The organism is Pseudomonas sp. R4-15 (assembly GCF_055768815.1).
Window position 1 is genome coordinate 824,166 of record NZ_CM147293.1, and the last position, 13,597, is coordinate 837,762.

14 protein-coding genes and 1 tRNA gene are annotated in these 13,597 nt (G+C 67.4%); 6 read left to right on the forward strand and 9 right to left on the reverse strand.

Going from position 1 to position 13,597, the window contains the following annotated elements:
- Positions 1-20: 20 nt before the first annotated feature.
- Both ACYRGX_RS03880 and ACYRGX_RS03885 read right to left on the reverse strand, forming a co-directional pair.
- A complete protein-coding gene (locus ACYRGX_RS03880) occupies positions 21-911 on the reverse strand; it encodes a TauD/TfdA dioxygenase family protein (protein WP_473055301.1) in 891 nt (296 codons plus the stop codon).
- Between the two features lie 111 nt (positions 912-1,022).
- On the reverse strand, positions 1,023-1,604 hold the full coding sequence (locus tag ACYRGX_RS03885) for an alpha/beta hydrolase (RefSeq protein WP_473055302.1): 582 nt from the start codon (positions 1,602-1,604) through the stop codon (positions 1,023-1,025).
- Positions 1,605-1,755: 151 nt separating this feature from the next.
- Here ACYRGX_RS03885 and ACYRGX_RS03890 point away from each other — a divergent pair, with 151 nt between their 5' ends.
- Complete coding sequence (locus ACYRGX_RS03890) at positions 1,756-2,067, forward strand: tetratricopeptide repeat protein (RefSeq protein ID WP_473055303.1); 312 nt, start codon at positions 1,756-1,758, stop codon at positions 2,065-2,067.
- Here the strand turns inward: ACYRGX_RS03890 and ACYRGX_RS03895 are convergent.
- Positions 2,042-2,863, reverse strand: a complete 822-nt coding sequence (locus ACYRGX_RS03895; protein ID WP_473055304.1) for an AraC family transcriptional regulator — start codon at positions 2,861-2,863, stop codon at positions 2,042-2,044. The genes ACYRGX_RS03890 and ACYRGX_RS03895 overlap by 26 nt on opposite strands.
- Before the next feature lie 87 nt (positions 2,864-2,950).
- On the opposite strand from ACYRGX_RS03895, the gene ACYRGX_RS03900 reads away from it, so the two are divergent.
- The 3 genes from ACYRGX_RS03900 to ACYRGX_RS03910 all read left to right on the forward strand — a co-directional run bounded on the left by ACYRGX_RS03900 (position 2,951) and on the right by ACYRGX_RS03910 (position 5,523).
- Positions 2,951-3,949 (forward strand): bile acid:sodium symporter family protein, encoded by a 999-nt coding sequence (locus tag ACYRGX_RS03900; RefSeq protein ID WP_473055305.1) that lies wholly within the window; start codon positions 2,951-2,953, stop codon positions 3,947-3,949.
- Between the two features lie 44 nt (positions 3,950-3,993).
- The gene (locus tag ACYRGX_RS03905) at positions 3,994-4,395 is read left to right on the forward strand and encodes a hypothetical protein (RefSeq protein WP_473055306.1); all 402 of its coding nucleotides are present in this window, start codon (positions 3,994-3,996) and stop codon (positions 4,393-4,395) included.
- 69 nt (positions 4,396-4,464) lie between these two features.
- Positions 4,465-5,523, forward strand: coding sequence for a PA0069 family radical SAM protein (locus tag ACYRGX_RS03910; RefSeq protein WP_473055307.1), 1,059 nt, complete (start codon positions 4,465-4,467; stop codon positions 5,521-5,523).
- A gap of 19 nt (positions 5,524-5,542) precedes the next feature.
- Here ACYRGX_RS03910 and ACYRGX_RS03915 read toward each other — a convergent pair whose 3' ends face one another.
- Positions 5,543-5,941 (reverse strand): GFA family protein, encoded by a 399-nt coding sequence (locus tag ACYRGX_RS03915; protein ID WP_473055308.1) that lies wholly within the window; start codon positions 5,939-5,941, stop codon positions 5,543-5,545.
- Between the two features lie 13 nt (positions 5,942-5,954).
- Here ACYRGX_RS03915 and ACYRGX_RS03920 point away from each other — a divergent pair, with 13 nt between their 5' ends.
- On the forward strand, positions 5,955-6,923 hold the full coding sequence (locus tag ACYRGX_RS03920; RefSeq protein ID WP_473056629.1) for an AEC family transporter: 969 nt from the start codon (positions 5,955-5,957) through the stop codon (positions 6,921-6,923).
- On the opposite strand, the gene ACYRGX_RS03925 is transcribed toward ACYRGX_RS03920, so the two are convergent.
- The 3 genes from ACYRGX_RS03925 to gabD form a co-directional block, all read right to left on the reverse strand.
- Positions 6,920-8,125, reverse strand: a complete 1,206-nt coding sequence (locus tag ACYRGX_RS03925) for an HDOD domain-containing protein (RefSeq protein WP_473055309.1) — start codon at positions 8,123-8,125, stop codon at positions 6,920-6,922. The genes ACYRGX_RS03920 and ACYRGX_RS03925 overlap by 4 nt on opposite strands.
- A gap of 196 nt (positions 8,126-8,321) precedes the next feature.
- Positions 8,322-9,602: a 4-aminobutyrate--2-oxoglutarate transaminase gene (gabT, locus tag ACYRGX_RS03930; RefSeq protein WP_473055310.1), complete on the reverse strand. Its 1,281-nt coding sequence runs from the start codon at positions 9,600-9,602 to the stop codon at positions 8,322-8,324.
- Between the two features lie 162 nt (positions 9,603-9,764).
- A complete protein-coding gene (gabD, locus tag ACYRGX_RS03935) occupies positions 9,765-11,213 on the reverse strand; it encodes an NADP-dependent succinate-semialdehyde dehydrogenase (RefSeq protein WP_473055311.1) in 1,449 nt (482 codons plus the stop codon).
- 290 nt (positions 11,214-11,503) lie between these two features.
- Here gabD and ACYRGX_RS03940 point away from each other — a divergent pair.
- A tRNA-Arg gene (locus ACYRGX_RS03940) sits at positions 11,504-11,580 on the forward strand.
- A 245-nt stretch (positions 11,581-11,825) separates the two neighbouring features.
- On the opposite strand, the gene ACYRGX_RS03945 is transcribed toward ACYRGX_RS03940, so the two are convergent.
- Both ACYRGX_RS03945 and ACYRGX_RS03950 read right to left on the reverse strand, forming a co-directional pair.
- Positions 11,826-13,115 (reverse strand): TRAP transporter large permease, encoded by a 1,290-nt coding sequence (locus tag ACYRGX_RS03945; RefSeq protein WP_473055312.1) that lies wholly within the window; start codon positions 13,113-13,115, stop codon positions 11,826-11,828.
- Entirely contained in the window at positions 13,112-13,585 is a 474-nt protein-coding gene (locus ACYRGX_RS03950) for a TRAP transporter small permease (protein ID WP_473055313.1), read from the reverse strand. The genes ACYRGX_RS03945 and ACYRGX_RS03950 overlap by 4 nt, the downstream gene beginning before the upstream one ends.
- Positions 13,586-13,597: the final 12 nt, after the last annotated feature.

The window sequence follows — 13,597 nt, forward strand, 5'->3', positions numbered from 1 at the left end:
TCCTGGGCGGGTCTGGAGGTTCATCGCAGCGGCGCTTCGCCCTGCACGGTGGTGCGGTAGAGCTTGCGCCGCAGGTGCGCCGGGCAACCGCTGGCGAGGTGCTGCAGGCAGCGGTTGTCCCAGAACAGCAGGTCACCGGCCTGCCAGCGATGCCGATAGACGTGCTCCTGCTGGGTGGCATGGGCGAAGAGTTCGTCGAGCAACGCGCGACTCTCTTCGGCCGGTACGTCGAGCAGCCGGGTGGTGAAGTTCTCGTTGACGAACAGCGCGCGGCGCCCGGTATCCGGATGGCGGCGCACCACCGGATGGCTCACTTCGCCAACCTGGGCCAACTGCGCCGGGGACAGCGCCGGACGCCAGTCGCCGGCGAACCTGGCTTCCGCATAGCGCGCGGTGTAGCTGTGTACCGCCTGCAGGTTCTCGACCCTGCGCTTGAGCGCGGCAGGCAGGCTGTCCCAGGCCGCGTACTGGTCGGCGAACAGGGTGTCGCCGCCTTCGCTCGGCAGCTCCTGGGCATGCAGCAGCGAGCCCAGGCTGGGCAGCGCCTTGTAGGACAGGTCGGAGTGCCAGAACTTGCCGGCGTCGCCCAGGCCGATCGGCCGGCCGTCCTCGATGATGTTGGAGATCACCATGACCTCCGGGTGGCCCGGCAACTGGAACTGCTCCAGCACATGGATCTGCAACTCGCCGAAGCGGCGGCTGAACGCCACCTGCTGGGCGGGCGTGATGCGTTGCTCGCGAAACACCAGCAGGCCGTGGTCCAGGTGCGCCTGGCGGACGCGCGCGAAGTCCCGCGCGTTCAAGGGCTGCGCCAGGTCCAGGCCGAAGACCTCGGCGCCGAGTGGCGCCAGCGGCTGGATCTCGAAGTGTTGCGAGGGGGGAATCAGGGCTGCCGATTGGGCCGCAGTCATGGTTTTTCTCCATAAATGCGCGACGCGCGCGCAGTGGACGTGAACGGGCGAGGCCCGGGTCGGTCGATGCGGCGCGCCGGTTGGCCGGCAGGTACGCGGGGGTGAAGCGATTCAGGCGCGGCGACTGGCCGCGCGTTCGAAGCGGCTCTGCAGCCGGTACAGCCAGGCGAAGCCCTGTTCCCAGCGCTGGTGGCCGGAGGCGACGTTGATGTGGCCGACGCCGTCGAGCACCTGTAGCGGCGCCTGCCAGTCGTGCGCCAGTTGCAGCAGGCTTGCTTCGCTCATCGCCGGGTCGTTGCTCGAGCCGACCAGTTCCACGGGAAACGGCAGCGGCTGTCGCGGAATCGGCGCGAAGTTGCGCAGGGCCGCTGGGCAGTTCTGCCGCTCGACATCCGCGGGCGCCACCAGCAGGGCACCGGCAATTAGCCGCCGTGCTTCGGGCGAGGCCTGCGCGGCCCAGTGGGCGACCGTGATGCAGCCCAGACTGTGGGCGATGAGCAGCACCGGCGTGTCGTCCTCGAGGATGTCCTGTTGCAGCTGCCAGACCCAGTCGCGCAACTGCGGCGCCTGCCAGTCGGCCTGCTCGACGCGTCGGGCATTGGGCAGCACGCGTTGCCAGTGGCTCTGCCAGTGCTCGGCCGGCGAACCCTGCCAGCCAGGAACGATCAGGTAGCGGATAGCGGACGAGAACATCGCGGGACTCCCGAAAAGGATGCGGTTGCCAGCGAGTCTAGGGGGTATCGAAATGAACAAGAAGGAATAAAAAGTAATTTATTTATTCCATAATTCTTTGTCTCTGTCAGTGCAAGGCTGGAATGATGGAGACCCGGACAAGGAGACCACCATGCTCGACAACCTCTATGCACTCTTGGCACGGGGCACCGATAACCCGCTGCTGCGCTTCGGCCTCGGCAAGGGGCACCTGGATGCCGGCGAGGCGAGCGCGGCCGTGGAGCACCTGCGCCGTTGCGTGGAGCTGGACTCCGGCTATTCGGCCGCCTGGAAGCTGCTCGGTCGCGCCTGCCTGGAGAGTGGCGATACGCCGGCGGCGCGGCAGGCCTGGGAGCAGGGCCTGGAGGTCGCCCAGGCCAAGGGCGACAAGCAGACCGAGCGCGAGCTGGGCGTATTCCTCAAGCGTCTGGCGCGCCAGGGCTGAGGCCGTCCGCACGGAAGAACTCCCCGGGCGTGGTGCCGAACAGGCGTGCGAAGGCGGCGATGAACGCCGAGGTGGAGTCGTAGCCGCAGGCCAGCGCCACGTCGGTGACCCGCTCGCCGCGTTCCAGCGGTGCGAGGGCGGCGAACAGCCGCTGGCGCTGGCGCCAGGCGCGAAAACCCAGGCCCGTCTCCTGTTGGAAGCGCCGGCTCAGGGTCTTTTCCGAGCAGCCCAGGCGCGCGGCCCAGTCGCCCAGCGCGTGGGTGCGCTGCGGATGCTGCTGTAGCGCCCGGCAGAGCTGGCGCAGGCGCGTGTCGCGGGGCAACGGCAGCACCAGCTGCTGGCCGGGGGCCTGGCGCAACTGGTCGAGCAGCACGGCCACCAGGCGCCCTTCGGCGCCGTCCTCGGGGTACTCCACCGGTAGCGCCGCGAAGGCGCGGATCAGCTCGCGCAGCAGGGGGCTGACGCCCAACACGCGGCAGCCCGGTGGCGCCCAGGCGCTCACGCTGGCGTCCAGGTAGAGGCTGCGCATCTCGGTGCGCGGCGAGCTGTAGACCTGGTGGTTCATGCCGCCCGGGATCCAGATCGCACGCTGCGGCGGCGCGACGAAGCGTCCTTCGTCGGTGACCACTTCGAGCACCCCGGCGATGGCATAGGAGAGTTGCACCCAGGGATGCGCATGGCGCTGGGTGAGGGCGCGATCGCGCAGCGACTCGGTCCGTCCGTAGACGGGCCTTGGCAGCGTGGAAAGCCCCGGCACCGGCCGTTGGAACGCTCGTGCCTGTCCGTTTCGCGTCATCGAATGGCTTCATCCCGTTAGTCGGAAATTTCCAGGCAGCGTAGGCTGCGCGCTTTCGCGCATCAACACCGATAACGAGAAATTGCCATGGCCCGCTCCCGCCTGCTGCCCGATAACTTCACCCTGAGCCTGGTCGGTACCGTCCTGCTCGCCAGCCTGCTGCCGGTCAGCGGCACGCCGGCGCAGGTCGCCGGCTGGATCACCAACTTCGCCATCGGCCTGCTGTTCTTCCTGCACGGCGCCAAGCTGTCGCGCCAGGCGATCATCGCCGGCGCCGGTCACTGGCGCCTGCATCTGCTGGTGTTCGCCTGCACCTTCGCGCTGTTCCCGGTGCTCGGCCTGTTGCTCAAGCCGCTGCTGCAGCCGCTGGCCGGCGACCAGCTGTACCTGGGCATCCTCTACCTCTGCGCCTTGCCGGCCACGGTGCAGTCGTCCATCGCCTTCACCTCGCTGGCGCGCGGCAACGTACCCGCGGCGATCTGCAGCGCGGCGGCTTCCAGCCTGTTCGGCATCTTCCTCACCCCGTTGCTGGTGGGTGTGCTGATGGGCGTGCACGGGGACGGCGGCTCGATGCTGGACGCCATCGGCAAGATCACCCTGCAACTGCTGGTGCCCTTCGTCGCCGGGCAGATCGCCCGCCGCTGGATCGGTGCCTGGGTCGACCGCAACAAGTCCTGGCTGAAGTTCGTCGACCAGGGCTCGATCCTGCTGGTGGTCTACACCGCCTTCAGCGAGGCGGTGGTCGGCGGCCTCTGGCACCAGTTGGCGCTGCGCGACCTGGCCGCGCTGGTGTTCTGCTGCGTGCTGCTGCTGGCGCTGGCGCTGTTCATCGTCTCGCGTCTGGCGCGGCTGTTCGGCTTTGCCCTGGAGGATCGCATCACCATCCTCTTCTGCGGCTCGAAGAAGAGCCTGGCCACCGGCGTGCCCATGGCCCAGGTGCTGTTCGCCGGCAGCTCCATCGGCCTGCTGATCCTGCCGATCATGCTGTTCCACCAGATTCAGCTGATGGTCTGTGCGGTGCTCGCCCAGCGCTACGCCAAGCGTCCCGAGTCGGTGGCGGAGATGATGGGCCGCGTCGATCCCTGAACTGCGGCTTCCCGCCGCGCCGCGGCGGGTTATGATCGCAGCCCATGAGCCCTGATCCGTCGATCCGCAAGGAATGCCCCCCGGGCGTTTGCGACTGTGAACGTGAGCGCCTGCTGGCCACGGCGGGTGCGGACCGGCGCATCCTGCTGCTGACCCGCGCCCAGGAGCAGGCGCTGTGCGAGCGCCTGGAGCGGGCCGACAGCCTGCAGGACCTGGAACACGTGCAGCGGCGCATGTACGAGCAGCTCGGCCTGCGCCTGCGGGTGGCGCCCGGCTTCAACGAAGTGCGCACCGCGCGCGGCTTCGAGATCGAATTGCTGCCGCAACCCGGCCTGTGCCGCCGCACCCGCCAGGCGGTGCCCGCGGCCGTGCGCCGCTGCCTGGACCGCCATCCCCAGGTGGCCTGGGCGATCCTCAACGCCAACGACCTGCTGCGCGACGCCTAGCGACCAGCGGGCTTGCCGGCCTGGTACCGAGTGAATACTGTATATATATTCAGTATTTCGAGGTCGACCATGTCCAACTTGCCCGTGCGCGGTCGCGGTACCGCCCACAATCCGCACAACCGCTATGCGCCGACTCGCAGCGAGGCCTGGGACGATGGCTGGTACGCGGAGCAGACGCCGTCCTGCGTCGCCACCGAGGTACGCGAGGAGCGCGCGAAGACCATCATCAGCCGCAACCGCTCGCCGGACGTCGGCTTCGATCGCTCGGTGAATCCCTACCGCGGCTGCGAGCACGGCTGCATCTACTGCTTCGCGCGGCCGACCCATGCGTACTGGGACCTGTCGCCGGGCATCGACTTCGAGACCCGCCTGATCGCCAAGACCAATCTCGCCGAGCGGCTGGAGGACGAGCTGTCCAAGCCCGGCTACGTGCCGGCGCCGATCGCCCTGGGCATCAATACCGATGGCTACCAGCCGCTCGAGCGCGAACGCCAACTGACCCGCCAGGCGCTGGAAATCCTGCTGCGCTACCGGCACCCGGTGAGCATCGTCACCAAGAGCGCGCTGATCCTGCGTGACCTCGACCTGCTCGAACCGCTGGCGCGACTCAACCTGGTCAGCGTGGCGTTCAGCCTGACCACCCTCGACGATGAGCTGAAACGCATCATGGAACCGCGCACGGCAGCGCCGAAGGCGCGCCTGCGCGCCATGCGCACCTTGCACGAGGCCGGTGTGCCGGTCAGCGCGCTGCTGGCGCCGATGATCCCGATGATCAACGACCATGAACTGGAAGCGTTGCTGGAGGCGGCCCGCGATGCCGGGGCGCAGAGTGCCGGCTACGTCCTGCTGCGCCTGCCGCTGGAGATCGCCGAGCTGTTCGAACAGTGGCTGCAGGCGCATTTTCCCCAGCGCGCCGAGCACGTCATGAGCCTGATCCGCCAGTCGCGGGGCGGCAAGACCTACGACAGCCGCTTCGGCTCACGCATGCGCGGCGAGGGCCAGTTCGCCGACCTGCTGGCGCAGCGCTTTCGCCTGGCGCGCCGACGCCTGGGCCTGGAGAACGGTCGCCTCGCGTCGCTGGACTGCAGCCTGTTCGCACCGCCGGGACAGCAGATGGGGCTGTTTTAGGGGTGTCGTGGGCGGGACGTCAGAGCTGTTCCTCGTCCTCCTGCGGCAGGTGTGCGTCCAGCTCCAGCCAGGGCAGTCGGCTGCGCGTCCAGATGTGTTTCTGCGCGGCGGCCTGCTCGGCGTCATCGAGGGTGGCGATGGTCAGGTCCATCGACGCCGGCGCCAGGCGCGTGTGCAGGGCCAGTTGCGCGCCACAATCGCCGCAGAAATAACGCGTGCAGGTGGCGTTGCTGTGGTACTCGCGGGGCTCGCCGCGTAGCCAGCGGAAGCTCGCCCGGGGCACGGTGATCCAGGTAGTGAGAATGCCCCCGCTGGTCCGCCGGCAGTCCGCGCAATGGCAGTGGGCGATGTCGGTCAGTTCGCCGTCGAAGGCGTAGGCGATGGCGCCGCAGTGGCAGCGGCCCTGATGGGTGCTCATGAAAACCTCCGTGATGATTGCGGTGACGGTGGCGGCTGGGCAGGATAGACGCCGACCACTACCGGGGGTGCCCGTGTCCAACCTGCTGTTGACTCTCTGGCCGCTGTTCGCGTTGATCGTCGCCGGCTACTACCTGCGCCGCCGCGGTTTTCCCAGCGATGCCTTCTGGCCCGGGGCCGAGCGCCTCAATTACTTCATCCTGTTCCCCGCGTTGCTCGCCAGCAGCCTGGCGCGGGCACCGCTGGACAACCCGGCGCTGCCGCGGCTGGCGCTGGCGGTGCTGCTCGGCCTCGGGCTGGCGTGGATCGCGCTGCTGCTGGTGCGGCGCTGGCGCGGCTGGTCGGCCGGGCGCTTCGGCGCACTGGCGCAGGGCATCCTGCGTTTCAACACCTACCTGGGGCTGGCGGTGATCGGCAGTCTCTATGGCGCCCAAGGTCTGGGGATCGCGGCGTTGATGCTGGCGCTGATGGTGCCAACGGTCAACGTCATGTCGGTCTGGGCGCTGTCCGCCGAGCGCGGCGTGAGCCTGCGCGGGCTGTTGCTGCCGGTGCTGCGCAACCCCTTGATCATCGCCTGCGCGCTGGGCGCGCTGCTCAATCTGTCGGGCATCGGCCTGCCGTTGGGCAGCGACAAGCTGCTCGGTCTGCTGGCCACCGCCAGCTTGCCGCTGGGCCTGCTCTGCGTCGGCGCCGCGCTGCAACCCAAGGAGCTTTCGGGCGAATTGCCGAGCCTTGGCTGGAACTGTGCGCTGCGCCTGCTGGCGATGCCGCTGCTGGCCCTAGCGGTGGGCTGGGGCTTGCATCTGCCGGACATGGAACGGGTCATCCTGGTGCTGTTCTTCGCCCTGCCGACCGCGCCGACGTCCTACGTGCTGACCCGCCAACTGGGGGGCGACGGGCATTTGATGGCCGGCATCATCACCCTGCAGACGCTGCTGGCGGCGGGCAGTTTGTTGTTGGTGCTGGCTGTATTAGGCGTCTAGCGCTGCAGCAGCCCCAGCCACTGGCGCAGCAGTTCCGGGCGCAGGCGCAGCAGACGTGCGGCGCGCTCCTCGGCGAGTTGCTCGCTGTCCGACGGGTCGCTGCGCAGCAGTTGTCCGGTGAGGTTCATCACCAGCGCTTCGCGGGCGAAGACGCCGCTGCCGAGTTCGTAATAGGCGGCGATCAATTCACGCAGGGTGAAGGGCAGTCTCCACTGGGTGCGCAGGCTGGCGGCCAGCGGCCCGGCATGCTGCGTGAGCGCCTTGTCCATGATGGCCTCGTCGATCGCGCCACCCAGATCGGCCCAGCGTTGCAGGACGCGCAGCACGGAAAGGTCGCCCATGTTGTGCAGCAGCCCGGCGGTGTAGCAATTCTCGGTCTCCAGGTCCAGGCGCGCCGCCAGCCAGGCGGACAGCTCGGCGGCGTGTTGCGCCTGGTGGGCGTAATGGGCGGCGCGCTCCGCGAGCAGTGGGTGCGCGAGTTGCGCCTGGGATTGCAGGGCGATGTCCAGCGCCAGGTTCAGCGACCGTAGCACGCCTAGTTGGCCGAGGGCTGCGGCCAGGCCGGTCACCGGGCGACGGTCATGGCCGCGGCTGTCGTTCGCGCGGGTGATCAGTCGCGCGGTCACCTGGGGATCGCGCAGGAACAGGTGCTCGACCTCCACCAGGTCCTGGCCGGCGGCATCCAGGCGCATGGCCAGGGCGCGGCTCATGTCGGTGAACATCGGCGCGCCCGCGCCTTCCTCACGGGCGCGCTCGATGAAGGCGTCGAGCTGCTCCACCGTCGGCGCCACGGCATTGGCCGCGTTGGCGCTGCGCAAAGAGGTCTGCAACAAGGCGGTCAGCCGGGCTTCGAGCTTCTCCGGTGCGAAGGGCGGCGCCAGATAGGCCGAAGGCGCCAGCGGCAATGCGGCGCGGACGCTGGCCGAGTCGGTCGGTCCGTCGACCAGCACGAAGGGCAGGCGACTGGTATGCAGGTAGCGGCGCAGCTCGCGGAGCAGGGCAATGCCATCCAGGCCGGGCAGATCACCGCTGGCGAGCGCCAGCACGGGGGGCTTTTCCCGGCAACGCTCGAGGGCTGCTTGGCCATCCTCGAGCGTGCGGGTCGCCAGGTCGGGGCGGCAACGCGTCACCAGTTCCGCCAGGCGCTGGGCCAGCGGGGCCTTGGCGGCGATCAATATGTAGGGGGAAGGGTCCGCCGGCATGGTCCTCTCGTACGCGACTGCATGAAACCGAGGGCGCAGTCTAGCGCCTGGACCGGCGGTGCGTCGATGCGTAGCGCAGGCGAAATGCCAGTATCCGCGTGCCGTTACGGGAGTAGCGGCGCGGGTGTGAGGTCGGCGGCGGGAAGGAACGAAAAGGCCCGCGCGAGGCGGGCCTTTAAAGACGAACGCAGGCCGGTCAGGCGAGTTCGTCGAAGCACTCGGCGAGGATCGCCAGGCCTTTTTCCATCTGCGCGTCGGGGATGGTCACCGGCATCAGGAAGCGGATGACGTTGTAGTAGGTGCCACAGGACAGCAGGATCAGCCCCTTCTCGCGGGCACGTACGACGATCTTTCCGACCAGTTCCGCCGCCGGCTTGTGCACGTCGCCACCCTCGAACAGCTCGATGGCGACCATCGAGCCCAGGCCGCGCACGTCACCGATCACGCTGTGCTTCCCGGCGATCTCGCGCAGGCTGGCCTTGAGCTTCTCGCCCAGGGCGTTGGAGCGCTCCAGCAGCTTTTCTTCCTCGAACACTTCCAGCACGGCCAGGGCCGCGGCGCAGGCGATAGGGCTGCCGGCGTAGGTGCCGCCGAGGCCGCCGGGGGCGATGACGTCCATCAGCTCGGCCTTGCCGCACACGCCGGAGATCGGGAAGCCACCGCCGACCGATTTGGCGAAGGTGGTCAGGTCCGGCACCACGCCCAGCTGTTCGCTGGCGAAGAAGGTGCCGGTACGGCCGGCGCCGGTCTGTACTTCGTCGGCGATCAGCAGGATGCCGTGCTGGTCGCACAGGGCGCGCAGGCGCTGCATGAAGGCCGGCGAGTTGACGTAGAAGCCGCCTTCGCCCTGCACCGGCTCGATGATGATCGCGGCGATGTCCGACGGCTGTGCGTCGTTCTTGAAGATACGCTCGATGCTGGCGATCGACTCGTCTTCGCTGACGCCGTGCAGCGGGCAGGGCGCCAGGGCGCGGAAGATGCCACCGGGCATCAGGCCCATGCCGGCGGAGTAGGGCACGACCTTGCCGGTCAGGCCCAGGGTCATCATGGTGCGGCCGTGGTAGGCGCCGGTGAAGGCGATCACCCCGGCGCGCCCGGTGGCGGCGCGGGCGATCTTCACCGCGTTCTCCACGGCTTCGGAGCCGGAGGTCACCAGCAAGGTCTTCTTGGCGAAGTCTCCGGGTACCAGCGCATTGATCTTCTCGGCCAGCGCCACGTAGGGCTCGTAGGCCAGCACCTGGAAGCAGGTGTGCGACAGCTTGCTCAGCTGTTCCTGCACGGCGGCGACCACTTTCGGATGCAGGTGCCCGGTGTTGAGCACCGCGATACCGCCGGCGAAGTCGATGTACTCGCGGCCTTCCACGTCCCACACGCTGGCGTTCTCCGCCTTCTCGGCGAATACCGGGTGGATCTGCCCGACACCGCGGGGTACCGCGGCCAGGCGGCGCTGCATCAGGGATTCGTTGGTCTTGCTCATGTCGTCCTCGTTGGCCACCGCGTCAGGGGGTGGCGGAACAGGACCCGCGGGTCCGGCGGCGGCGCAGCATGCGCTGATCGACTGCGCCGTCCGGCCGGGGCCGCGGGTGGGTTCAAACGGGTCGCCGCGCGCTCTTTCGCGCCTTGCCCGTGACGGAAAAGGTTATACGCCCAGGCAGAGGTACTTGATCTCGAGGTAGTCCTCGATGCCGTACTTGGAGCCTTCGCGGCCCAGGCCGGAGGCCTTCACGCCGCCGAACGGCGCCACTTCGTTGGAGATCAACCCGGTGTTGATGCCGACCATGCCGTATTCCAGCGCCTCGGCCACGCGGAACACGCGGGACAGGTCACGGGCGTAGAAGTAGGAGGCCAGGCCGAACTCGGTGTCGTTGGCCATGGTGATGACTTCGGCCTCGTCCTCGAAGCGGAACAGCGGCGCCAGCGGGCCGAAGGTCTCGTCCTTGGAGACCAGCGCGTCCTTGGGCACGTCGACCAGGATGGTCGGCTCGAAGAAGCTGCCGCCCAGGGCGTGCGGCTTGCCGCCGGTGACCACCTTGGCGCCCTTGGATACGGCGTCCTCGATGTGTTCGTTGACCTTCTTCACCGCCTTGTCGTCGATCAGCGGACCGGTGGTCACGCCGTCTTCCAGGCCGTTGCCGATCTTCAGCTTGGCCACGGCGACCTTCAGTTTCTCGACGAAGGCGTCATACACGCCGGCCTGCACGTAGAGGCGGTTGGCGCAGACGCAGGTCTGGCCGTTGTTGCGGTACTTGGAGACGATCGCACCGTCCACCGCAGCGTCCAGGTCGGCGTCGTCGAAGACGATGAAGGGCGCGTTGCCGCCCAGCTCCAGGGAGACCTTCTTGATGTCCTGGGCACACTCGGCCATCAACTGGCGGCCGATCTCGGTGGAACCGGTGAACGACAGCTTGCGCACGATCGGGTTGCTGGTCAGCTCGCCGCCGATGTCGCCGGCGCTACCGGTGACCACGCTGAACACGCCTTTGGGGATGCCGGCGCGCTCGGCCAGCTCGGCCAGGGCGAGGGCGGAGAAGGGCGTCTGCGACGCGGGCTTTAGCACCATGGTGCAGCCGGCGGCGAGTGCCGGGCCGGCCTTGCGGGTGATCATCGCCGCGGGGAAGTTCCACGGCGTGATGGCAGCGGTGACGCCGATCGGCTGCTTGATCACGATCAGCCGCTTGTCCGGCTGGTGGCCGGGAATGGTGTCGCCGTAGACGCGCTTGGCTTCCTCGGCGAACCACTCGATGAAGGAGGCGGCGTAGGCGATCTCGCCCTTGGCTTCGGCCAACGGCTTGCCCTGCTCCAGGGTCATCAGGCGCGCCAGGTCGTCCTGGTTGGCGAGCATCAGCTCGAACCACTTGCGCAGCTTCTGCGAGCGTTCCTTGGCGGTCAGCGCGCGCCAGGCCGGCAACGCCTTCTCGGCGGCCTCGATGGCGCGGCGGGTTTCCGCACGGCCCATCTTCGGCACGCTGCCGAGGATTTCCCCGGTGGCGGGGTTGTTCACGGAAAGCGTCTGGCCGTTGTCGGCATCCACCCAGGCGCCGTCGAGGTAGGCTTGCTGGCGGAACAGGGAAGCGTCTTTGAGCTGCATCGCGGTCTCCTTCGGGCCGGCGGCGTGGCGTCGGCGGCAGGCAATGGAAAAAGCCGACCCCGAAAGGCCGGCGAGGAAAGCGTTAAGGGTGGACAACGATCGTTCCGCACCTGCTCGAAAAAACTTGCGGTGCGTTTGAAATCTCGAACGAATGCTAGGGCTTGATCGGTTTACAGGCAATAGGGCGTAAAAAAAATAAAACGCCTGCCCGGATATCCGTCGCCCACACCCGCGAACACCGCGCCCCATGGACGCTTGCGCCGTGGATGCGTATGATGGCGGCCCGCAACGCATCCGTAGCTCAGCTGGATAGAGTACTGCCCTCCGAAGGCAGGGGTCGTGGGTTCGAATCCCGCCGGATGCGCCATTTTTCCTTCGCGTTTCTCTTCTCCCTCGGCTTTTTCGATTCGCCTCCTGAATCGATTGCACGGCCTACCTTCCCATCCCAGCCAATCTGTCCGGACGCACACCGTCTTCGGTTTCATTGCGCGCGTCGTTTCTCGCCAGGGCCTCTGTGTGGTTGGTCGACCGCGGGGGCGGGGCAGGCGAACGAATGTTCGTCTGGGGAGGTTACCCCGGATCACGAGGATCCGGGGTAACCGGTAGCGCGTATTACCCGCGCAGCAGTTGAGGGAGGAACAGGCTCAACTGCGGTACCAGCGTCACCAGCGCCAGGACGGCGAGCAGTGCCAGCAGGAAGGGCCAGATCGAGCGGATGATCTTCTCGATGGGCAGCCCGGATATCTGGCTGGCCACGAAGAGGTTCACGCCCAGTGGCGGTGTGAGGAAGGCGATCTGGATATTGGTGACCAGGATGATGCCGAAGTGCACCGGGTTGATTCCGAAGGCGGTCACCAGCGGCACCAGGATCGGGGCGAGGATGATGATCGCCGAGATCGTCTCCATGAAGGTGCCGACGAACAGCAGGAAGATGTTGATCCAGAGAAGGATGACCAGCGGGTTGGTAGAGACGCCGGAGAAGGCTTCGCCGATCTGTTGCGGGATGCTTTCCAGAGTGATCGTGGTGGCCAGCAGCGTCGAGCAGGCGACGACGATCATCAGCGCTCCGGCGATCCGGTGGGTCTGCTCGAAGGCGGACGAGAGCGCTCGCCGATCCAGCTTGCGATAGACGAAGCGTGCCACCACCAGGGCATAGACCACCGCCACGACGGACGCCTCCACCGGCGTGAAGATGCCCGAGTAGATGCCGCCGAGGATCAGCACCGGGAGGAACAGCGCGAACTTGCCCTTCCACACCAGCGCCGCGACGCTTTCGTTCTCCTGGTCCTCGGCGCGCGTCACCACGGCGCCATGGCGCTTGGCCATGAGGTAGGCGGTGAAGGCGAGCACCAGGCCCATCAGCAGGCCTGGGATGAGGCCCGCGGCGAAGACATCGGCGATGGAAACGTTGGCGATCACCGCGTAGATGATCATCGGGTTGCTCGGCGGGATCAGGATGCCCAGCGTGCCGCCGGTGGCCGTGACCGACGCGGCGTAGGGCGCGGGGTAGCCGTAGCGGATCATCGACGGGATCATGATCGTGCCGATGGCCGCGACCGTGCCGGGACCGGAGCCGGAAATGGCGGCGAAGAACATGCAGGAAAAGATCGTCACGATCCCCAGGCTGCCCGGGACGTTGCCGAATGCGCGGCGGAAGATCCGGATGATGTCGTGGGTCAGGCCGCCCTTCTCCATGATGTTGCCGGCCAGGATGAACGAGGGAATCGCCAGCAGCGCGAAGTTGTCCACGCCGTTGAAGATCGATTGCGACGCGAAGACCAGGCGCGCATCCATCAGATAGGCCGCGGCGAAGCCGGTCAGTCCCAGCGCCGCGTAGATGGGTACGCCCAGCAGCAGCATCAGCGGCAGGAAAATCGCCAGTACCAGTTGTACGTCGCTCATGCCGCGTCCTCCACGGAGACGGCGCGCTGGCGCCAACCGAGAACCCGGCCGATGGCCGACAGGGCGAAGGCGAACACCAGCACCGTGAACAGGTAGTTGGTGTTGAAGCCCAGCACCGGCGAGACGCTGGGGTATTTCCGGCCGTCGAGCACATTGCCGTACGAATACACCACCATCAGACAGTCGAAGATGACGAGCATGACTGTCGTCAGCAGTTGCATCGGCGCTTCGCCGATCCGCTGGCAAAGCCAGTCATGGAAGAAACCGATGCGCAGATCGGCCTTCATCAGGGACGAATAGCTGGCGCTGATGAAGACGAAGGAGACGAAGGCGAAGCGAGAGACTTCCTCGGTCCAAGACACGCCGAACTCAAGGCTGCGGGACACGATCTGGAAGAAGAGGGTAAGCACCATCGCCGACAGCAGCAGATGGCACAGCGTCAGTTGAACCTTTCGAATGATGTCGAGCATATCCACTCTCCG

Excerpts from the sequence above, each read along its gene's own strand:
- ACYRGX_RS03880 (WP_473055301.1), bottom strand. The coding sequence starts at position 911 with ATGACTGCGGCCCAATCGGCAGCCCTGATTCCCCCCTCGCAACACTTC.
- ACYRGX_RS03885 (WP_473055302.1), bottom strand. The coding sequence starts at position 1,604 with ATGTTCTCGTCCGCTATCCGCTACCTGATCGTTCCTGGCTGGCAGGGT.
- ACYRGX_RS03890 (WP_473055303.1), top strand. The coding sequence starts at position 1,756 with ATGCTCGACAACCTCTATGCACTCTTGGCACGGGGCACCGATAACCCG.
- ACYRGX_RS03895 (WP_473055304.1), bottom strand. The coding sequence starts at position 2,863 with ATGACGCGAAACGGACAGGCACGAGCGTTCCAACGGCCGGTGCCGGGG.
- ACYRGX_RS03900 (WP_473055305.1), top strand. The coding sequence starts at position 2,951 with ATGGCCCGCTCCCGCCTGCTGCCCGATAACTTCACCCTGAGCCTGGTC.
- ACYRGX_RS03905 (WP_473055306.1), top strand. The coding sequence starts at position 3,994 with ATGAGCCCTGATCCGTCGATCCGCAAGGAATGCCCCCCGGGCGTTTGC.
- ACYRGX_RS03910 (WP_473055307.1), top strand. The coding sequence starts at position 4,465 with ATGTCCAACTTGCCCGTGCGCGGTCGCGGTACCGCCCACAATCCGCAC.
- ACYRGX_RS03915 (WP_473055308.1), bottom strand. The coding sequence starts at position 5,941 with ATGAGCACCCATCAGGGCCGCTGCCACTGCGGCGCCATCGCCTACGCC.
- ACYRGX_RS03920 (WP_473056629.1), top strand. The coding sequence starts at position 5,955 with ATGATTGCGGTGACGGTGGCGGCTGGGCAGGATAGACGCCGACCACTA.
- ACYRGX_RS03925 (WP_473055309.1), bottom strand. The coding sequence starts at position 8,125 with ATGCCGGCGGACCCTTCCCCCTACATATTGATCGCCGCCAAGGCCCCG.
- gabT (WP_473055310.1), bottom strand. The coding sequence starts at position 9,602 with ATGAGCAAGACCAACGAATCCCTGATGCAGCGCCGCCTGGCCGCGGTA.
- gabD (WP_473055311.1), bottom strand. The coding sequence starts at position 11,213 with ATGCAGCTCAAAGACGCTTCCCTGTTCCGCCAGCAAGCCTACCTCGAC.
- ACYRGX_RS03945 (WP_473055312.1), bottom strand. The coding sequence starts at position 13,115 with ATGAGCGACGTACAACTGGTACTGGCGATTTTCCTGCCGCTGATGCTG.
- ACYRGX_RS03950 (WP_473055313.1), bottom strand. The coding sequence starts at position 13,585 with ATGCTCGACATCATTCGAAAGGTTCAACTGACGCTGTGCCATCTGCTG.